This window comes from Streptomyces polygonati, from assembly GCF_042650325.1.
Taxonomy (GTDB): Bacteria; Actinomycetota; Actinomycetes; order Streptomycetales; family Streptomycetaceae; genus Actinacidiphila; species Actinacidiphila polygonati.
In genome coordinates this window covers 70,610-89,884 of record NZ_JBHSBB010000008.1, presented here as the reverse complement: position 1 = coordinate 89,884, position 19,275 = coordinate 70,610, and the positions used below count along the sequence as shown (strand labels likewise).

The 19,275-nt window shown below is 72.6% G+C and carries 20 protein-coding genes; 7 read left to right on the top strand and 13 right to left on the bottom strand.

Annotated elements, in window-relative coordinates; translation table 11 throughout:
* Window positions 1–64: 64 nt before the first annotated feature.
* Both ACFO3J_RS09105 and ACFO3J_RS09100 read right to left on the bottom strand, forming a co-directional pair.
* Window positions 65–1,213: an acyl-CoA dehydrogenase family protein gene (locus tag ACFO3J_RS09105; protein WP_386427927.1), complete on the bottom strand. Its 1,149-nt coding sequence runs from the start codon at window positions 1,211–1,213 to the stop codon at window positions 65–67.
* 94 nt (window positions 1,214–1,307) lie between these two features.
* Entirely contained in the window at window positions 1,308–1,910 is a 603-nt protein-coding gene (locus ACFO3J_RS09100) for a TetR/AcrR family transcriptional regulator (protein ID WP_386427925.1), read from the bottom strand.
* Window positions 1,911–2,139: 229 nt separating this feature from the next.
* Between ACFO3J_RS09100 and ACFO3J_RS09095 the strand changes: the two genes are divergently transcribed.
* Together ACFO3J_RS09095 and ACFO3J_RS09090 are read left to right on the top strand one after the other, a co-directional pair.
* Complete coding sequence (locus ACFO3J_RS09095; protein WP_386427924.1) at window positions 2,140–2,580, top strand: nitroreductase family deazaflavin-dependent oxidoreductase; 441 nt, start codon at window positions 2,140–2,142, stop codon at window positions 2,578–2,580.
* Window positions 2,581–2,593: 13 nt separating this feature from the next.
* Window positions 2,594–3,652: an aldo/keto reductase gene (locus ACFO3J_RS09090; protein WP_386427922.1), complete on the top strand. Its 1,059-nt coding sequence runs from the start codon at window positions 2,594–2,596 to the stop codon at window positions 3,650–3,652.
* Between the two features lie 72 nt (window positions 3,653–3,724).
* Here the strand turns inward: ACFO3J_RS09090 and ACFO3J_RS09085 are convergent, their stop codons facing one another.
* The 6 genes from ACFO3J_RS09085 to ACFO3J_RS09060 form a co-directional block, all read right to left on the bottom strand.
* Window positions 3,725–4,357, bottom strand: a complete 633-nt coding sequence (locus ACFO3J_RS09085; protein ID WP_386427920.1) for a hypothetical protein — start codon at window positions 4,355–4,357, stop codon at window positions 3,725–3,727.
* A gap of 101 nt (window positions 4,358–4,458) precedes the next feature.
* Entirely contained in the window at window positions 4,459–4,899 is a 441-nt protein-coding gene (locus ACFO3J_RS09080) for a PPOX class F420-dependent oxidoreductase (protein ID WP_386427919.1), read from the bottom strand.
* Window positions 4,899–5,315: a lipocalin-like domain-containing protein gene (locus ACFO3J_RS09075; protein ID WP_386427917.1), complete on the bottom strand. Its 417-nt coding sequence runs from the start codon at window positions 5,313–5,315 to the stop codon at window positions 4,899–4,901. The genes ACFO3J_RS09080 and ACFO3J_RS09075 overlap by 1 nt, the downstream gene beginning before the upstream one ends.
* A complete protein-coding gene (locus tag ACFO3J_RS09070; RefSeq protein ID WP_386427915.1) occupies window positions 5,312–6,337 on the bottom strand; it encodes a DUF6081 family protein in 1,026 nt (341 codons plus the stop codon). The genes ACFO3J_RS09075 and ACFO3J_RS09070 overlap by 4 nt, the downstream gene beginning before the upstream one ends.
* 12 nt (window positions 6,338–6,349) lie before the next feature.
* On the bottom strand, window positions 6,350–7,021 hold the full coding sequence (locus ACFO3J_RS09065) for an HAD family hydrolase (RefSeq protein ID WP_386427914.1): 672 nt from the start codon (window positions 7,019–7,021) through the stop codon (window positions 6,350–6,352).
* Between the two features lies 1 nt (window position 7,022).
* A complete protein-coding gene (locus ACFO3J_RS09060) occupies window positions 7,023–7,931 on the bottom strand; it encodes a pseudouridine-5'-phosphate glycosidase (RefSeq protein WP_386427912.1) in 909 nt (302 codons plus the stop codon).
* Window positions 7,932–8,107: 176 nt separating this feature from the next.
* Here ACFO3J_RS09060 and ACFO3J_RS09055 point away from each other — a divergent pair, with 176 nt between their 5' ends.
* Together ACFO3J_RS09055 and ACFO3J_RS09050 are read left to right on the top strand one after the other, a co-directional pair.
* Complete coding sequence (locus ACFO3J_RS09055) at window positions 8,108–9,181, top strand: DUF6081 family protein (RefSeq protein ID WP_386427911.1); 1,074 nt, start codon at window positions 8,108–8,110, stop codon at window positions 9,179–9,181.
* A gap of 27 nt (window positions 9,182–9,208) precedes the next feature.
* Window positions 9,209–10,249 (top strand): DUF6081 family protein, encoded by a 1,041-nt coding sequence (locus tag ACFO3J_RS09050; protein ID WP_386427909.1) that lies wholly within the window; start codon window positions 9,209–9,211, stop codon window positions 10,247–10,249.
* A 42-nt stretch (window positions 10,250–10,291) separates the two neighbouring features.
* On the opposite strand, the gene ACFO3J_RS09045 is transcribed toward ACFO3J_RS09050, so the two are convergent.
* Window positions 10,292–11,101, bottom strand: a complete 810-nt coding sequence (locus tag ACFO3J_RS09045; RefSeq protein WP_386427907.1) for an AfsR/SARP family transcriptional regulator — start codon at window positions 11,099–11,101, stop codon at window positions 10,292–10,294.
* A gap of 608 nt (window positions 11,102–11,709) precedes the next feature.
* On the opposite strand from ACFO3J_RS09045, the gene ACFO3J_RS09040 reads away from it, so the two are divergent.
* The gene (locus tag ACFO3J_RS09040) at window positions 11,710–12,717 is read left to right on the top strand and encodes a sensor histidine kinase (RefSeq protein ID WP_386427906.1); all 1,008 of its coding nucleotides are present in this window, start codon (window positions 11,710–11,712) and stop codon (window positions 12,715–12,717) included.
* On the opposite strand, the gene ACFO3J_RS09035 is transcribed toward ACFO3J_RS09040, so the two are convergent.
* Entirely contained in the window at window positions 12,635–13,246 is a 612-nt protein-coding gene (locus ACFO3J_RS09035; protein WP_386427904.1) for a response regulator transcription factor, read from the bottom strand. The two genes, ACFO3J_RS09040 and ACFO3J_RS09035, sit on opposite strands and share 83 nt — an antisense overlap.
* Window positions 13,247–13,460: 214 nt before the next feature.
* Between ACFO3J_RS09035 and ACFO3J_RS09030 the strand changes: the two genes are divergently transcribed.
* Together ACFO3J_RS09030 and wrbA are read left to right on the top strand one after the other, a co-directional pair.
* Window positions 13,461–14,003, top strand: a complete 543-nt coding sequence (locus ACFO3J_RS09030; RefSeq protein WP_386427902.1) for a flavin reductase family protein — start codon at window positions 13,461–13,463, stop codon at window positions 14,001–14,003.
* Between the two features lie 84 nt (window positions 14,004–14,087).
* A complete protein-coding gene (gene wrbA / locus ACFO3J_RS09025) occupies window positions 14,088–14,708 on the top strand; it encodes an NAD(P)H:quinone oxidoreductase (protein ID WP_386427901.1) in 621 nt (206 codons plus the stop codon).
* A 49-nt stretch (window positions 14,709–14,757) separates the two neighbouring features.
* On the opposite strand, the gene ACFO3J_RS09020 is transcribed toward wrbA, so the two are convergent.
* From ACFO3J_RS09020 to ACFO3J_RS09010, 3 genes are all read right to left on the bottom strand, one after another.
* Window positions 14,758–16,206, bottom strand: coding sequence for an FAD-binding oxidoreductase (locus ACFO3J_RS09020; RefSeq protein WP_386427899.1), 1,449 nt, complete (start codon window positions 16,204–16,206; stop codon window positions 14,758–14,760).
* Window positions 16,207–16,365: 159 nt separating this feature from the next.
* Window positions 16,366–18,810 carry a hypothetical protein gene (locus ACFO3J_RS09015; protein ID WP_386427897.1) on the bottom strand — a complete coding sequence of 815 codons (2,445 nt, stop codon included), beginning with the start codon at window positions 18,808–18,810 and terminating at the stop codon, window positions 16,366–16,368.
* On the bottom strand, window positions 18,701–19,213 hold the full coding sequence (locus tag ACFO3J_RS09010) for a hypothetical protein (protein ID WP_386427896.1): 513 nt from the start codon (window positions 19,211–19,213) through the stop codon (window positions 18,701–18,703). The genes ACFO3J_RS09015 and ACFO3J_RS09010 overlap by 110 nt, the downstream gene beginning before the upstream one ends.
* Between the last annotated feature and the right edge of the window lie 62 nt (window positions 19,214–19,275).

The following is a 19,275-nucleotide window of genomic DNA, read 5'->3' as shown; positions in this document are numbered from 1 at the left end:
ACCCGTCCCCGCCCGCGCGCGGACCGGCCCGCGCGGGCCGGCGGCCGTGACCTGGGATGCGCTCCTAGGAAGCCCACAGCCGCCGGCCCGCGTAGGCGTTCGCGGCGGGCTCGAACTGGAGCGCGACGTGGGAGGAGGCGGAGTTGACGTCCCGCCAGACCCGCTCCAGCGGGCCGGCGCTCGCCTGGCCGGTGGTGCCGGCCGTCTGGTAGAGCCGGTTGACCGCCGTCACCAGCGTCTCCACGGCGAAGGCGCAGTCGCGCAGGTTGCGGGTGGTGGTCATCGGAGTTCCGGCCGCGCCGAGGTCGGCGACCTCGGCCACCCGTTGGACCAGCAGCTGCGCGGCGTCGATCTCGCCGGAGGAGCGGGCCAGCGCGAGGGCGTACCAATTACGGCTGGGGCCGGGCGCGTTGGGCCGGGAGGCGGCGGCGCGCACCTTGGCGCCGATATGCTCGGACCAGGCGGCCAGCGCGCCGCGCGCGGCGCCGAGCACCGGTGCGGCGAAGGACAGGCCGTTGGCGGCCTCCAGCGGCACGGTGTGGCAGGCCGCGGTCGCGTCCACCGGCCGGCCGGCGAGCAGGTCGGCGCGGTCGAAGGTCCGCGCGGCCGGCACGAAGACGTCGTCCACCACGAGGTGGTTGCTGCCGGTGGCGCGCATCCCGACGCTGTTCCAGGTCTCCACCACGGAGTAGGCCGAGCGCGGCACCGCGAAGCACTTCGCCTCCGGCCGGCCGCCGCCGGTGGGGACCATGGCGCACACCAGCGCCCAGTCGGAGAAGTCGACCGCGCTGATGTACGGCCACTGCCCGGTCAGCCGCCAGCCGCCCGCTTCCGGCTGGGCCCGGCCGACCGGGGCGAGCGAGCCGACGACCAGGACGTCGGGTCCGCCGGCCCAGATCTCCCGGTAGCCCTCGGCGGGCAGGAACGCCGCCATCCGGGCCAGGTTGGCCGCCAGCGAGGCGCACCACGCCGTCGCCGCGCACACCTCGCCGATGGTGGCGACCGCGCCGGTCAGCTCCTGGAAGCCGGCCGCCTCGCCGCCGCTGTCGGTGGGCACGAAGTGGCGTGCGAAGCCGCCGCGGAGCAGTGCCTCCGCCACCTCTGGGTGCAGCCGCCGCCGGCTGTCGCCTTCGGCGGCGAATCGCTCGGCGACGGCGGCCACGTCCTTCGCCGCGGCCGCTACGCCGGTCCCGGCCGGTGCTTGCTCCAGCATCCTGGCTGCCTCCTTCGTGAGGGTCCTGGGGTGGCCTCAACGGTCGCCCGGCCCGGTGGAAGACGGCTCGAAGGACGATGGAGCAGCGCGGATGTCAGTCGGCGGCGGGCTGCGGCGGGCGCACACAGCGCTCCAGCAGGTCGTCGAGACCGGCCTTGATCTGACCCACCGTCAGACCGCGTACCCGGCGCTGGTACGCCACCAGGCTCGGGGTGAGCGGCGCCAGCAGCGCCTCGGCGAGGTAGCGGGGGTCCCCCGGTGTGCCCAGCTCGGTCAGCAGCGCCTCCAGCTGGGCGCGCTGGATCGCGTAGGGCAGGCTCTCGTAGCGGGCGGCGGGCGAGCTGGCCTCGGCGACCAGCAGCAGGTCCTGATGCTCCTCCACCACGTCGACCAGGACGTGCAGCAGGGCACGCAGCCGCTCGGCCGGGGGCGCGCCGGGACCGAGCGGCGGGGGTCCGCTGGTGAGCTGCTCCTGGAAGGCGGCGGCGTGCTCCTCCAGCATGGCGAAGACCAGGCCGGCCCGGTCGCCGAAACGGCGGTAGACCGTGCCCACGCCCACCCCGGCCCGGCGGGCCACGACGTCCAGTGCGAGGCCCGAGGGGCCCTCGGTCGCCGCGATCCTGGCCGCCGCCCGCAATATCTTCGACCGGTTGCGGGCGGCGTCGGCGCGTTCTGTCGAGACGTGATGTGGGTCCACCGGTGTGACGCCCTCCTGCTCCTGTGCGGCCGCCGGGGAACGCGGACGCGCCCGCCGGAGCTCTCCCTTGCAATACGGAAAAATCTCCGGATAGGCTAGCCGACAAGTCGAGGGTTGGCCAAAGTTACCGCGCCCCGGCATCCATGACGCCCTGGCGTGACGCCTTGTGACATCCCATCAGCACCTGATCGGCACCTCGACCGCCACCACGAGAGGAAGACGGACGCCCATGGCCGACACGGAGGAGAACGCCCCGGTGGACTGGAACCAGATGATCATCAAGGAATTCCGGGAGAACGGCGGGAAGGTCGGCGGCCAGTTCGAGGGCGCCACCCTGGCGTTACTCACCTTCACCGGGCGGAAGTCCGGCACGCCGCGCACCACCCCGGTCTGGTATATGGCCGACGGGGACCGCGTGGTCGTCTTCGGCACCAACGCCGGGGCGCCCAAGCACCCCGACTGGTACCTCAACGTGATCGCCGAGCCCGCGGTGACCGTGGAGATCGGCACCGAGACGTATCCGGCCACGGCGGTCCCGGTCGAAGGGGCCGAACGCGACCGGCTGTTCGCCGCGGCCGAGCTGCTCGCCCCGGTGTTCACCGAATACCAGGCCAAGATCGAGCGGACCATCCCCGCGGTGGCCGTGTACCGGGTCCCCAGCCGACGGTGAGGTGACGTCTCCCATGCGGTACACCCTGCTCGGAAAGACCGGCGTGCGGATATCCCAACTGGCGCTGGGCACCATGACCTTCGGTGACGAATGGGGCCTGTCCAAGGAGACCAAGGCCCGGCTGCTCGACCTGTACGCCGGGGCGAACGGCAATGTCATCGACACCGCCGACGAGTACGGCGACGGTTCCGCGGAAGCGTCGCTCGGTGAGCTGCTGGCCGGCCGGCGCGACGAGTTCGTGCTGACCACGAAGTACACCATGCAGACCCGGCCGGGCGACCCCAACAGCGCCGGGAACCACCGCAAGAACCTGGTCGAGTCCCTCAACGCCAGCCTGCGCAGGCTCGGCACCGACTATCTGGACGTGCTGTGGGTGCACGCCCGCGACACCCTGACGCCGGTGCCCGAGGTCATGCGGGCCCTCGACGACCAGGTGCGGGCCGGCAAGGTGCTCTACGTGGGCGTCTCCGACTGGCCCGCGTGGGAGGTGGCCCAGGCCAACACCCTGGCCGAGTTGCGCGGCTGGTCGCCCTTCGTCGGGCTGCAGATCCGCTACAACCTGCTGGAGCGCACCCCCGAGCGCGAGCTGATCCCGATGGCGAACGCCTTCGACCTGCCGGTCTTCGCCTGGGGTCCGCTGGCCGACGGCCGGCTGACCGGCAAGTACCTCAAGGGTGAGCCCGGCCGGCTGGACCACGTGCCCTGGGCGCAGGCCGTGGGCCCGGACGACGACATCGTCCGGGAGACCGTCAAGGTCGCCGAGCAGGCCGGCTGCACCCCCGCGCAGGCCGCCCTGGCCTGGCTGCGCTCCCGTCCCGGCACCGTCGTTCCGCTGATCGGCGCCACCCGGGAGGAGCAGCTGCGCGACAACCTGGCCAGTACCGACATCGTGCTCACCCCGGACCAGCTGTCCGGCCTGGAGCGGGCCAGCCGGATCGCCCCCGGCTTCCCGCACGACTTCCTGCGGTTCCCGGCGATGACCGGCTCCATCTACGGCGACCGCTGGCAGGACGTCGACGACCGGCGGTCCACGGTCCGCCGCACCGTCGCCGACGACATGTTCTCCGACTGAGCGGTCCGGCGCCCGCGGTCCGGTCCGGCACACAGCGGGGGACGGCCGGCAGCCGTCCCCCGCACCCCGCGTTCAGTGGCGGGCGCACTCGATGCTGCTGAGCGGTATCCACGGCACGGTCTCGTCCGGCCGGATGAAGGCGTGGTCGGTGAAGTGCCGGGCGTCGGTCACCGTGATGTCGTCCTCGCTCAGCAGGTCGCTGCCGTAGGCACTGTAGGGGCCGGAGAACTCGAGGTGCCCGTCGGCGCCCCATCCCGCCGAGGTGCTGCGGCCGATGGTGGCCTGGTCGTCGTAGTAGAAGGAGAAGTAGCGGGCGTCGACGGGGTTCCAGCCGAAGACCCAGCGCCCTTCGAAGGCGGCGCCGCTGAGCCGCATCTCGTAGTAGGCCGACTTGCCCGCCACCGGCGGCCGGCCCGGGCCCTTGCGGCCGCCGAGCACCGCGCGGGTCCTCCAGCTCAGCGTGGAGACGACCGGGGGCGTGGCGGTGAGGTCGGTGTACGCGCAGGTGTAGTCGCCGAGCAGGAAGTCCAGCGCGGACAGCGGATCGGCGGCGGGATGGGCGGTCGGCCGGTGGGCGGCGGGTCTGGCGGACGGCGACTCGGCGCCCGCCGGCTGGACGGAGCCGGCCGCGGCGCCGATGAGGGCGGCCAGGGCGAGGGTCAGGGCGGCCCGGCGGCGCCCGGCACGGAAAGCGAAGGTGGGCATGGGGTTCTCCTCGTTCGGTCGGAGCACGGGTGGCCGCACGCCGGCCCCCGGACTGCGGGGGCCGGCGTGCGGAAGTCGTCGGCTGCGGCGCGGGCCGCCGCTCAGTCGCCGGACAGGTTGACCTTGGCGACCACCTGTTCGGGCTTGACCCGGACCACGACCCCGCCCGGGATGGTGAAGCGCTCGGAGAACTCCTTCATCCGCTCCGCACCGTGGTAGCGGCCGCCGATCCGCGCGGTCCACATCCGCAGTTCGTCCTGGTCCTGGCTGAGCGTGGCGCGGCCGCGGATCATGACGAAGTTGAACGGCGGGTTCTCGTCGTCCCAGCACAGCGCGATCCGGCCGTCCCGCTGGAGCGACTTCCCCTTGATGCTGTCGATCTGGATGGTGAACACGATCTCGTCGCCGTCGAGGAGAACGCCGACCGGTACCACATGCGGGCTGCCGTCCTTGCGGACCACGGCCGCCTTGGCGGTGCGCGGCGGATCGGCCATGACGAACTCGCGCCACCAGCCCTCCGGTGCCGGGGTGTACTGGACCATCAGATGTCCTCCTCCGTGAGCGGGTGCGGTACGACAAGCCGGCGCCAGGTCAGCAGGCGCTGCCGGCGGCGGCCGTGCAGAAGCGAGGTGCCGCGCAAGGTGAGCACCCCGTCGGCCAGGACCGCGTCGCGGACCTGGCGGGTGCTCACCAGGTGGGGGTGGGAGCTGACGGCGACCTCGTGGATCACCTGGTCACCGGCCAGCCGCCAGGTGCCGGCGTATCCCATGAAGTTCTCGGCGTCCGCGGCCGACCGGGTCCTCATCATGCTGACCGACATGTAGCCGCGCGGGCTGTAGAAGAGCAGCCCGCGCGGCTCGTCGCCCAGCGGGCCGTCGGAGGTCTGTCCCGCGGCGTCGACGTCGGTGTACGCCGTCAGGTGCCACACCCCGGTCAGCGCGGCCGCGTCCAGGCTCACCTCGCGGGGCCGACGGAGACGGTGTAGCCGCTCACCGTCAGTCCGGCGCCCTGGCCGAACAGCCGGCTGGCGTCGAGGCTGCGCTCGTCGACGAAGGACTGCGGGTCCGGCTCGCCGGTGGCGGGCCGGTAGTAGGAGTTGCCGGTGGACAGCCGCACGAGTCCCCGGCCGGTCGGCCACGAGCCGTCCAGCAGGGAGAGCAGGCCCATGCCGAAGCTGAGCTGGCGCGGTTCGACCAGGACCTCCTGGCCGCCCTCGTCGAGGTTGAGGCTGTCGCGGGACAGGCGGTAGCCGATCCGGTCGACCCGCAGCGCCTCCGCACCGTCCACCAGCCAGCGCACGACGCCGGCCGAGCGGTCGTAGGCGATCTTGACGTGGTGGCGGTGATCGGGGGCGCGGTCCAGCAGCGGGACGGTGTTGGCGAAGGAGGCGTAGTCGCCGAGGGCCGCCCGCGCGAAGTTGGGCCGCCCGTAGAAGGCGTAGAGCCGCTTGTTGGTGAGGATGAAGTCGAACGCGGTCGATGTCTCCGGGTCGATGGTGTTGAGCATCGCCGAAGCGAGCCGCAGATCGTCCTCGGGGTCGGCCACCGCGTCACCGAAGGGGTGGCCGGCGGTGCCGTAGGTGCGGCCCGAGACCGTCGCCTCACAGCAGAGCACCGCGCCGGGCGGGGCGTCGAAGCCCTGCAGGCCGCTGGCGGCCTTGTGGTTGGCGTACACGATCCACTTGGCGTGGTCGCCGGAGCCGGGCAGCCCGCTGAGATTGTCCTCCTCGCGCGGGATGGTCTGCGCGAAGGCCGGCTCACCGGTGCCGGGGTGCGTCCCGCGGGAGACGATCCGCAGCCCGTCGGGACCGAAGGTGAGGACACCGTCGTCGGCGGTGTAGCCGCCGCCCTGGACGAAGGCCCACTTGTCCTGCTCACCGCCGGCGGAGAAGCCGGCGCTGAAGTCGTCCGACCAGATGACGTGGGCCGGGTCGGTGCGGCCGGCCTCGGTCGTCGGGGCGGTGTTGTCGGTACTCGGCATTGCGAAGTCCTTTCAGGCCGTCCCGGCGACGATCGCGGGGACCAGGTCGGCGAAGGAGTCGGCCACCAATGCGGCGCCCGCGCCGCCGAGTTCGGCGGCCGTCGCCACGCCGTACGACACCCCGAACACGGTCATGCCCGCCGCCCGGCCCATCTCGACGTCGGCGACGCTGTCGCCGACCACGAGGCACTCCTCCGGCCGGAGGCCGAGCTTGTCCGCGGCGTAGAGCGCCATGTCGGGGTGCGGCTTGCCGCGGGAGGTGGTGTCGTGGCCGGCGACCACGGCGAACCGGTCGGCGATGCCCGTCCGCCTGACGAGTTCCTCGCCGGCGATCTGGATCTTGGAGGTGGCGATGCCGAGCTGGCAGCCGGCCGCGGCCAGTCGCGCCAGGCCGTCCGCGACTCCGGGGTAGAGCAGGGCCGGGCCCCTGGCCCGTACGTGCTCGCCGAACGCCTGCCGGTAGGCGGCCAGCGCCCGGGCGACGTCGGGGTGTTCGACGGGAAGCCCGAAGAAGAGCGCGAAGTTGTGGTCGAGCGGTTTGCCGACGCTCGCCAGCACGGCGGAGGGGTCCGGGGTCAGTCCCCGCTCACGCAGGATGCCGCCGGTGATCTCCGCGATGGCGCCGGGGGTGTCGGCGAGCGTCCCGTCCAGGTCGAACAGCACGCCCGGGAACGCGCCGGTCATCTCAGCCCTCCGTCAAGGTGGCGCTGAGGGCGACCGCGAACTCGCCGGCCACCCGCGCCGTGCTCAGCAGCGCGGAACGGCCCGCCCTGGCGGCGCCGCCGGCCGTGCCCCTGGCCAGCGCGCGCATCAAGAAGGGGCTGACCGCGTTGCCGGTCACACCGGCCTCCTCGGCCTGCGCCATCGCGGCCTCGATGACCCGCTCGACCTCGTCACCGTCCAGCGCGTCCGCCGCCGCCACCGGAGCGGTCAGCAGCACGCTCCCGCGGGTGTTGACCTCCCAGTGCAGGCGTACCGCGCGGGCCGCGGTCCCCAGGTCGTCCACCCGGGTGACCGGTACGTCGATCTCCCGCACGACGAAGCCGGGGAGGCGGTCGGTGCCGTAGCCGAGCACGGGGACACCGGCCGTCTCCAGATACTCCGCGGTCAGCTTCGCGTCGAGCACGCTCTTGGCGCCGGCCGACACCACGGCGACCCGGCTGCGGGTGAACTGGAGCAGATCGGGGGAGATGTCGAAGGTCCGCTGGGCGCCGCGGTGCGCACCGCCGATGCCCGCCGTGGCGAAGACCTCGATGCCGGCCCGCTCGGCGATGACGATGGTGCCCGCCACCGTGGTGGCGCCCAGACCGCCGCCGGCCAGCGAGGCGCCGATGTCGCGGGCGCTGATCTTCGGGATGCCCTTGCCCGCCGAGAAACGCTCGATCAGCTCGGGCTCCAGACCGACGACCAGCCGTCCGTCGGCGATCCCGATCGTCGCGGGGACCGCCCCCGCGTCGCGGACCGCCTTCTCGATCAGCGACGCGGTCTCGGACGACGGGTCCGTGGTGATGAGGGAGGACTCCAGCGCGACCACCGGGCGACGTTCCGCGACGGCCGTGCCGACCTCCTCGCTGACGTGGAGCAACGCGTCCATGCCGGCCCCTTCCTCTCTGCAGAAGACCATCGGGTGACAGGTGAACCGGGGCCCCATGCTGTGCGGTCGGGCTCGAACCCCGGTCGAGCGGGCGTCGAGCGGCCGCTCCAGCGGGACTCATGGTGGGCGCGGGCAGCATGGGCCGGTCACATCAGCGGACTTCACAGGAGATGCCCGTGCGCGACAAACGCAGAATCGGTGTGGGTCTGGCAGCCGCGCTACTGGCCGCCGTCGCTCTCGTCCCGGGGGAACAGGGCCGTGCCGCGGCGGAGGGCGGCACCCGGGTACTGTTCCACGACGACTTCCGGTCCGGATTCGACACCGTCGGCTCATGGGCGCTGCTGCCCACCCCGGGCCCGAACGGTACGACGCTGGTGGCCGGTGACGGTGTCACCTCCACCTCGGCGGGCGGTCTGTACGTACGGCCCACCGGCACCAATCCCAGTACGGGACGGCCGGCCTTCGCGGCCAGCACCGGCCGGCAGACGGCGGGCGGCGGCGGCAGCGACGCGGACCACATCAAATGGCTGGCCTACGAGAACCGGGTGGCCACCACCGGCCTGCCGGGCTTCGACATCCCGGCCACCGGCGCGCTCAACTGCTCCGCCACCGTCAGCGCGACGGCGAGCGGCGTCGACCAGCAGCCCTTCGGCGACCGGGTCGCCGACCCGCAGTCCGATCCGCGGCTGGCCTCCGCCTCGCTGATAGCCGCCGACTTCGGCAGCAGCGCGATCGCCGACCTCGCGGTCACCAACACCGAGGTCTACGCCGTCTACGAGCGGCTGCGCACCCCCGGCAGCACCTGGGCGTCGTACTCCTACGTCATCCCGGTCGCCCGCCGCACCCCGCACCGGCGCAACACCCTGCGGATCCGCTACGACCAAGGCGGCTCCCGGGTGACCTGGTTCGTCGACGGCCGGCAGGTGCTGTCCACCGACCGGATCGGCTACCGGGCGTTCGACCGCAGGTACATGGTGCTCGACCACGGCGGCACCGAGGAGCCGCTGGCAGTGCGGGAGACCATCTGCGGCCTGGGCACCGGGGACGAGCTGGACGGCGCCGGGGCGGACGGCCGGGGGCTGGTGGAACTGGACTCGACCCCGGGCTACTACTACGACCCGCGGCTGGGCGAACCGGCTCCGCAGAGCTTCGCCGACCCCGCGAGTCTGCCCGGCAGCCGGCTCTGGGGCCAGGGGATCACGCTGAGCGTGGGCTCCGTGGATGTCCGCACCACCGGTACCAGTGGCTGACACGCCGCATCACATGAAGGAGATCCCGTGAGACGTACCCGCACGGCCGGAATCCGCGTGCTGGCGGTGCTGGCCGCCGTCGCCTTCCTGCCGGCCGCGCCGGCCGAGGCCGGCCCGCACCCTTCGGACCGGACCCTCTTCCACGACGACTTCCGCTCCGGTTTCGACACCACCACCACATGGCTGCCGCAGTCCAGCGGCGGCCTGCCGGCCGGCGACGGCATCCCGAGCACCTCGGGCGCCGGGCTGACCGTGGTGCCCACCGGCACCAATCCCGCCACCGGCCGGCCGGCCTTCGTCGCCACCTCCGCCCAGGACTCCGCGGCGGGCGGCACCGCCGACCATGTCAAGTGGCTGGCCTTCCCGCAGCACATCGCCGGCACCGGCCTGCCGGGCTTCGACGTCCCGGCCACCGGTTCGCTGACCTGCTCGATCACCATGTCCGGCCGGTCGTACGGGGTGGACCGGCAGCCTTTCGGCCCGGCCGTGACCGACCCGCACTCCGATGTACGGCTGGCCGCCGCCGACATGGTCACCGCGGACTTCGAGACCAACGCCGTCTTCGACTGGTCGGTGACCGACACCCGGATCTACGCGGTCTACGAGCGGCTGCGCACCCCCGGCAGCAGCTACGCCGCCTACTCCTACGCCGTCCCGATAGCCCGGCGCACCCCCGGCGAGCAGGACGCCTACGCGGTGCGGATCGACAAGGGCGGCACCAGGGTGACCTGGCTGCTCAACGGGAAGGCCGTGATGTCGACCGCCCGGATCGGCTACCGGGTGTTCGACCGCGCGGACATGCTGATGGACCACGGCGGCACCGAGCAGCCGGTGACGCTGCGCCAGCTCACCTGCGGAATGGGCATGTTCACGGTGCTCGACGCGACCGGGCCGGACGGACGGGCCCTGGTGAAGCTGGACTCCACCCCGGGCTTCTACTACTCCACCCTGCGCGGGCAGCCCCGGCCGCAGACCTTCGTGGACACGGCGAGCCTGGCGTCGGACCGGCTCTGGGGGCAGGGGGAGGTGCTGAAGGTCCGCAGCGTCGACGTCACCGCCCGCGGCTGACCACCGGGCCGGATCGCCGGGTGTCACCACCCGGCGGCCCGGCTACTCGGCGAGCTGGAGGAAGTCCCCGCGCTCCGGGACCTCCAGCCGGGGGTCACCGGCCAGCACCGCCTGATGCAGCCGCTGGAGCCGCGGCGAGGGCTCGACCCCCAGCTCGGCGATGAGCGTGCCGCGCAGCTCCTGGAACTGCTGCAGCGCCCGCCAGACCTGTCCCGCGCGGTAGAGGGCGAGCATGAGCTGCGCGCACAGGTTCTCGTTCAGCGGGTGGCCGGCCATCAGCATCCGCAGCTCGCCGAGCAGTTCGGCGTGCCGTCCCAGTCGCAGATCGGCCTCGATCCGCAGATCGAGTGCCCGGGTCCGGGACTCCTCCATGCCGAGGATCTCCATCTCCAGCACCCGGCCGACGGGTACGTCCGCCAGGGCCGGCCCCCGCCACAGCCGCAGTGCCCGGGCCAGCAGGTCCGACGCCGTACCCGCGTCACCGCAGGCCAGAGCCGCCGATCCCTGGTCCGCCAGCCGCTCGAACTCCCACAGGTCGCACCGCTGATGGGTCAGCGCGAACTGGTATCCGCCGAACGCGGTGGCGAGCACCTCCTTGGCGTACCGGGTTCCACCGGGCTGCGAGGTGCCGGCGATCTTGCGCCGGAGCTGCAGGATGTACGTCTGCAAGGTGGTGGCGGCGCTGCGCGGCGGCGCGTCCCCCCAGACCTCTTCGAGCAGGACCGGTACGGGTACGACGCGATTGGCCCGCAGCGCCAGCAGTGCGAGAATCTGCCGTGGTTTTCCCGCGCTGGGAACAATTGACATCCCTCGCTCCCGGACATTCAAAGATCCCAGCATTTCGATTTCCATTGCGTAACTCCCTGGTGAATTCTTCATTGGGGAATGCGTCGAATGGCATCGATCGTCAGCATCCCATCCGCGCCATTCAGGACCCAGTGAGATCGGCACAGAAAGAACATGAATAATTCATAATCTCCACAATATACGGACATCAGCCATGATATTCCGCCAAAACCTCCCGAACGGGACAGCCGCGACGATACGGAAATCTCTCCGCTTGAGTTGTTGCGATGCGGAATTCTCTCCGGTTAAGCTGTTCGGCGCAGCACTGACGGAGCGGGGGGAGCCTCATGGTGCGGCAGGTCCGGATCGACCCAGATACGATCGACCCAGACACAGCGGTCGGGAGAGCGGTCGAGACAGGGAGCCGGACCGCGTCCCTCGCAGCTCTCACTTCAGGCAGGGACAGTACGGCGGTTCTGCTCACTTTCTCTGCTCTCGCCCTCCTCGTCTGCTGCAATTCTCTGTGCCTGCTGAATGCGCCCGGCGCACACTTCGCGACCCCGAAGGTGTTCCTTTACTTCCCGGTATTCTGCGCCGCCGCCGCGCTCCAGATGGCCCGTTTACGCTCCAGGAGCGCACTCGCCCAACTGAGTGACCACCGATCTCTGCTCGCCTTGCAACTGATTCTGACCTTCGGCCCGCTGCCCTTTTTCGGCAGCGCCTGGGGAGGTGTCTGCGGATTCCTGGCGGCGGCCGCGCTGCGCACCGGCGGAATTCGGCCGCGCTGGCTCGTCCTCCTGGCCGTGGTCGGCCTCCAGGCTCTCGTCGCGGCGCTCACCCAGACCGGCGACGAACTGGTCCGCACGCTGGTCCTGGCATGCACCACCGGCTTGGCGGTGCACGGCATCGCCCGGCTGGGCGACCGGTTGCAGGACGGGCCGCCTACCCGGGACACCCAGGCCGCCCGGCTGGCGGTGGCCGAGGAGCGCAAGCGCTTCTCCCGCGACCTGCACGACCTGATCGGATACAACCTCTCCGCGATCACCCTCAAGAGCGAACTCACCCGGATGCTGGTGGGCGACGACGATGAGAGCGCCCAGGCCGAGTTGACCGACATCGTCGCCCTGTCCCGGCAGCTCCTGGCAGAGGTGCGCGGGGTCGCGCACGGCTCCCCGCAGATCCTGTTCGCCACCGAGATCGGCTCCGTCCGGGGCATCCTGGCCGCCGCGGGCGTGGCCACCACCCTCGACCTGCGCGTCACTCCCCTGCCCCCGCGGCTCAGCACGGCGCTGGGCGCGGTGCTGCGGGAAGCGGTGACCAACCTGCTCCGGCACAGTGACGCCGAGCACTGCAGGATCAGCGTGACGCAGGAAGCCGGCCGGGTGCGGCTGGAGGTGTCCAACGACGGCACCGGGCCGAGCGGCGATCTGCACGACGGCCCGCGGCGGGGACTGCGCAATCTCGCCGACCGGATGCACGCCGTGGGCGGGACGCTGAGCGTCTCGATCGATGAGGACGGCTGGTTCCGGCTGGTGGCGCAATGTCCGCTGGGGCCGTTCGGCGACGCGGTGGCGGTCCCGGGGCCGCGGCACCCGCCGATCAGTTCAGCAGGCCCGCTTCTCGCGCGACACGCACCGCGTCCAGGCGGTTCCGGGCGTGGAGCTTGGCGACGACGGCGGTGAGGTAGTTCCGTACCGTGCCGGCGGACAGGTGCAGCCGCGCGGCGATCTCGGGGACCTCGCAGCCCTCCGAGGCGAACTGGAGCACCTTCGTCTCACGCGGGGTCAGCCGCTGCTCCCCGCCCTCCCAGGCGCGCATCGCCAGCTGCGGATCGATGGCGCGGCTGCCGGACGCCACTTTGCGTACCGCCGCGGCGAGTTCGCCCGGCGAGGCGTCCTTCATCATGAATCCGCCGACCTGCGCGGTCAGCGCCCGGCGCACCATTCCCGGCTGGGTCAGGCCGGTCAGGATCAGGGAGCGGCAGGTCGGCAGCCGCTCCCGTAAGTGGGCCGCCGCGGTGAGCCCGTCGATGCCCGGCAGGTCGACGTCGATGATCGCCACATCGGGCCGGTGCTGCAGCGCGGCGTCCACGATGGCGTCCCCGCGCTCCACCTCGGCCACCACGTCGAAGCCCGGTTGCAGGCTGAGCAGCGCGGACAGGGCGCCGCGGATCAAGTGCATGTCTTCGGCAAGCATCAGACGTATGGCCATAACTCCCCCGTCGTCGACAAGGGTCCCCGCTGACCCCCTCCGACCCTACGCCGTGCTGGTTTCGGCACGATGTACGGCCGACGCAGTTCGTGGTACGAAGGCCGGCCCCGCGTCCCGGAGCCGCGCTCCGCCGATCGTCGAGTACGACTCCAGGCAGCGCGGCGAGCATGGGTGCACCGAAGGGAAACCCGTCGCCCGACAACCGGAGGGTCCGATGAGGCCAGCGCTCGCCTCGCCCCAGCCCGTCGAGCGGGACGAGTTCAAGGCGTCCATGAGCCGCTGGGCGAGCGGCGTCACCGTGGTGACGACGACGGACCCGGCCGGCCGGCACCACGGCTTCACCGCCAGCTCCTTCACGGCCGTCTCGATGGTGCCGCCGATGGTGCTGGTCTGCCTCGACCGCGACGCCGTCTGCGCTCCGGCCTTCGCGCGGTCCCCGTGGCTCGGCATCCATGTGCTGCGCCGCGGCCAGGAGCCGCTGGCCCGGCGCTTCGCGCGCAAGGACCCGGACAAGTTCGCCGGCGTCGAGCTGACGCGGGCGCCGGGGATCGGCGGTGTCCCGCTGCTGACCGGGGTGCTGGCCCGGCTGGAGTGCCAGGTCGTCTCCCGGGTCGACGGCGGCGACCACGTCATCCTCGTGGCCGAGGTCCGCCGGGCCTACGACGACGGTCAGTCGGCGGGCGACCCCCTCGTCTACTACCACCGGACCTTCCACCAGCTCGGCGGCGGCCCGGCCCGGCCGGCCCAGGGGCAGTAGCCGGACCGGGACCGCCGCGCACCGCCCAGCACAGCACCGCCCCGCACATCGCCACCGCGCCTCCAGCCGAGGGAGACCCCCAGGATGAGCACCGCAGTCAAAGTCGTCGTCGTCTACTACTCCGCGACGGGCACCACGGCCGAGCTGGCCCGGGAGATCGGCCAGGCGGCCGAGAAGGCGGGCGCCGAGGTGCGGCTCCGCAGGGCCGCCGAACTCGCCCCGGACGCGGCCGTCGACGCCAGCCCCGGCTGGCGGGCGCACATCACCGCGGAGGCCGATGTCGCCGGGGCGGTCCCGGACGACGTGGTCTGGGCCGACGCGGTGATCTTCGGCACCCCCACCCGCTTCGGCAATGTCGCCGCCCAGCTCAAGCAGTTCATCGACACCCTGGGCGGGCTGTGGGCCCGGGGACTGCTGGCCGACAAGGTGTACAGCGGCTTCGTCACCAGTGCCACCCTCCACGGCGGCCAGGAGTCCACCCTGCTGGCGCTGTACAACAGCGTGCACCACTTCGGCGGTGTGCTGGTCACCCCCGGCTACACCGACCCGTCGAAGTTCACGGACGGCAATCCGTACGGCACCTCGCATGTCGCCGGCCAGGGCGACTTCCCGGTCGACGACACCGCGCGGACCGCGGCCCGGGTCCAGGCCGAGCGGGTGGTCCGGCTGGCCGGCCTGCTGCGGGCGGCGCCCGCCGCGCCCTGACCGCGCCCTGACCGCACGCTCACCAGGTACGGGCCCGGACGGCGGCGCGTCAGTCGATCGCCTGCGGGAAGCGGAAGAAGCGCGCCGGGTCGTAGGCGTCCTTGACCCGGGACAGCCGCTCGTAGTTCTCGGCGTAGTAGGCCCGGCGCCAGTCGGCCAGCCGCGGGTCCAGGTAGTTGTGGTAGCTCTCGCCGTTGGCGTACGGGTCCGCCGCGGCGAAGACCCGGTCGGTCCATGCCTCTCCCGCGGCCTTCTCCTCCTCGTCGGGCGCGCCGCCCGGGATCGCGTCGCCGAACGCGAAGAGGAACTCGGTGTCCCGGTGGACGTACGCCGTGTCCGTACGGGCCGGCCGATTGGCCTCGCCGCCGAGCGCGAAGCCGTTCAGTACCCGGGTGTGCCCGGCCCTGCGGTCGGCGTCGAAGGCCGACAGGACGCTCGCCAGCCCCGAGTCCGGGATCCCGCGGCCGAACAGCCGGTTGCGCGACCGCTGATGGGCGCCCCGGGGCAGGGTCGCCTCCGGGTTGTGTCCGACGGTGTGCGACTCGGCCAGGGTCTTGCCGGCGCACTCGTACCACTGGGTCATCGCCTCCCGGTACGTCAGATCCCGTACGTCCCTGACGGCCGGCGGCGATCCGACCTCGGCGGCCAGCGCGTCCAGGCTCGCCTCAAGAGCTTCGCCCGATCCGGTCCAGCCGCCGATGACCATGACGAGGGGCGTGGCAGCCGGCGCCGCGTCGGGCAGGACCACCAGCAGCGAACTGCCCAGCTCGCCGCCGCTGCGCGACACCCACCGCTGCCATCCGGACAGCGCCCTGAGCGCGCCGTCCCAGGGCCAGGTCACGGTGTAGTTGACCATCCGCGACACCCGCGCCGGGCGCAGCTCGAACCGGGTCACCACGCCGAAGTTGCCGCCGCCCCCGCCCCGGACGGCCCAGTACAGGTCCGGGTGCTCGTCCTGCGAGCAGCGCACCACCCGCCCGTCCGCGAGCACCACTTCGGCCGACACCACCCGGTCGCAGGCCATTCCGTACCTCCGGGTGAGCAGCCCGAAGCCGCCACCCTGCACGAACCCGCCGAGCCCCACAGTCGGATTCATCCCTCCCGGGACGGCCAGACCGCGCGGCGCGGTCGCCGCCAGCAGGTCGACGAACTGCGTCCCGGCGCCGACCGTGATCGTCTCCGCGCCGAACTCCACCGTGTCCAGCCGGGACACGTCCACCACCAGCCCCGGGGTGGTGGACCAGCCGGCCGTGCTGTGCCCTCCGCTGCGCGGAACCGCGGGGAGCCGGTGATCGGCGGCGAACGCCAGGCTCGTCCGTACGTCCTCGGCGCTCTCGCAGCGGACGACCGCGCACGGTCGCACACGGTCGAACTCGCTCATGTACAGCTGCCGGGCCACGTCGTAGCCGGTGTCGGACGGCAGGACCAGCCGCCCGCGCAGCCCGCGGCGCAACCGGTCCCAGACCGCGGCCCCGCCGGCCACCGCCAAGCCTGACATCCGAACACTCCTTCTGCCGCGGGTTCCGGTGCGACCCGAGAGGCACCAGCGTGGGAGTCCGGGGTCGATTACGCCTGGAGACCGGGTCGAGGGCGCCCAGGGGCGCGCCCCGGCCCGGACTCGTACGCGATCCGTCGAGTCCGGGCCGGGGCGAACCGCTCAGCGTGGCTGCCGGACCCGCACCTGCGCCTCCGAGGTGGCGCCGGAACCGGCGCCCACCGCCGTCAGGGAGGTCCGGCCGGCCGCGGTGCCGGCCGGGATCGTCACCGTGAGGGAGGCGCCGCCGCGGGAGTCGGCGAGGACGCGGCCGAGCGGGACGGAGCGCAGCCGGAATTCGACGCTCTCGCCCGGCCGGTAGCCGCCGGCGCTCAGCACGGTGGTCCTTCCGGCGGCGACATCGCCCTTGACGCGCAGCCGGCCCGGGGACAGGGAGGCCGCGTATTCGGCGCAGACGTCGTGCGGCACCCCGACCTCAGGCGCCGGGACACCGCCGGTGACCCCGTCGTCCTCCCGGACGGTCAGGGTGCCGAAGCCGCTGTCGCCCATGACGGCGCCGGCCACGTCGGTCGCCGAGACCTTGAACGCCGTGGAAGCGGTGGCGCTGGGCAGAGTGTCGCCATAGGTCGGGACCGGCACCGCGACGCAGGTGCGTCCCGGGGCGAAGGTCACCTTCCGCGTCGCGGACCCGGCCTTGCCGGTGGCGGAGCCGAAGGCGCTGACGTAGGCGGTGACCGGGTGGTCCAGCGGCCGGGACAGCACCGCGGCCACCTGGGTCGTACCGGGCCCGGAGCCCTCCTCGACGTGGGCCGGCACGATGTCGACCGTCGCCTGCCGGACCGGAACCCGGCCGCCGACGGCCCGGTTCTCGGCGGACAGATCGGAGAGGTAGACGCCGCCGGACACACTGGCGTCGGCCCCCTTCGCCGCGGTGAACCGCACCTCGCGCACATCGGACAGGTCGAGCCGGCGGAGCGACGCCGCCGGGATCGTCACCTGTTGCAGGATCACCTTGCGCAGCCAGGGCGAGCTGACCCCCGGCATCCGGGTGACCGCCATCGGGTTCAGCGTGGAGACCGGGGCCGACCAGCTGCGGCCCTCGCCGTCGACGACGCTGACGGTGAGGTCGGTGCCGGTGGACACCGACTCGTCGGCGGCCATCTTCACCGACAGCTGCTGGAAGCGCCTGATGTCGCGGTCGGCGGGCGGGACGGCGACCCGCACCTGCCCGCCCGGCGAGGTCCAGGTCATGTGCAGCATGGGCGAGGAGGGGACGTCCCACGCCCACTGGGCGGGCGACCAGTGCGGTACGGCGGCCTCGTTGAGGGTGGTGGAGCAGTACGGCAGCGTCCCGGGCACGGTGACACCGCCGGCCCCGCCCATGCTGGCGCACACCCCGGCCGTGACGCCGCCGGAGGTCCGTACGGCCGGGTCGGGCCGCTCGAAGGTCTCGATGTCCCGCCGCGAGCCCGCGGGCTGGGTCGCGGTCACGCTGACGTGGGCGAACGACGCGGAGGCGGGGATCACATCCGAGCCGTCGAAGAGCGGCTGGAACCGCTGCTCGCCGCCGAGCGTGAGGCGGAAGAAGCCGGACACATAGGCGGTCTCCACCGCGACCTGCTGGGGCGCGGTGAGCCGGGTGGTGGTGGCCGACCCCGGGTCGCAGACCGGGTCGTCCGCGCCGGTGGCCAGCGAGACCCAGTCGTCGGAGGTGCCCGAGGGCCAGCCGCCGGGCGTCCAGACGGTGTTGAAGAAGTCGTGGTTGGCGCCCATCACCAGGACCGCCGAGCGCAGCACGTTGTCGTCGAAGCCGTGCCGCGAGTCGTCGACGATGTGCTGGCCCATCAGCTTCTCCACGTCGCCGTCGCAGTACGGCAGGACGGTCGCCGTCGCCACGTTCGGCAGGGAGATGCGGTCGTAGTCGACGGGTGCGAGGGGCAGCACCGCCTTGATGCCGAACTGCTGCCCGAGCGGCAGCGCGTCGTTGAGGGTCGAGGCGGCGGTTACGCCCTCACCGCCGCGCGAGTGGCCCATGATCCCGACGTCGTTCAGGTCGAGCCGTCCGACCAGGTCGGCCGGCGTCACATCGCCGGTCAGCGCCTGGGCGAGGCTGACGTCCTGGTCGGTGAAGGCGTCGTGGTAGACGACGCCGCGGCCGGCGTCGGCGGTCCGCAGCATCCGCAGGGTGTCCAGGATGAGTTCGCCGCGTGCCTGGGCGCCGTAGTCGGCCGCCCGCTGGTTGTCGTTGGCGTTGATCGCGTTGGCCGAGACGGAGACCACCGCGTAGCCGTTGCTGGCCAGGGCGCGGGCCGGGGCGTCGTAGCCGAGGAAGCTCGGTATCGGATAGCGCTGTTCGGTACTGTCCGGCGAGACCGTGCACGGCCAGCCGGCCGGATTGGCCTTGCCCGGGCCGTAGCAGGAGGAGTGCCGGCCGTGCAGGAAGATCACCACTGGCTTGGGGCCCTTGCCGTCCGGCAGGTAGATCTTGCCCTCCATCTCACCGCGGACCCCGCCGATGTTGAGCAGCGGGATCGCCTGGTCGCCGAAGTCGTAGACCGCCTCGGAGACATGGTGGGGGCCGGTGGTGGCGGGGTCGGAGGCCAGCACCGCCGGGTCGTTCGCGGGCGCGGCCGGTCGTGCGGAGGTCGGCGCCGGGCGGCCGGCGGACGGAGCCGAAGGCGTCGGTGGTCACGGTGGCGGCGTGCGCCACGGACGGGTCGGTGGTCAGCAGCGACAGGGAGGTGCCGTCGGCGGACTCGGTGGCGGGGCCGAGGTTCGCGCCGTCGACCGAGAGGGTGGGCGCGCTCGCGGTGACGGGCAGTCGCCGGTCGAGGTGGAGGGCGACCCGGAAGCCGCCGGCCACACGGGTGACGGACCACTGGGGCCCGGAGGTCGACGCAGTGGAGCCGGCCGGAGCGGCCGAGGCGTTCGCGTTGACGAAGGTGAAGGGCAGACAGGCGAGGGCCAGTGCCGCGGCGACATGTCTCGCACGCCGGGTGAGCTGGGGCAAGAGAGGTCCTTACGCTGGGCGAATGGGACACGTCCGCCGTCCGCCTCGGGCCCGGCGGGCGA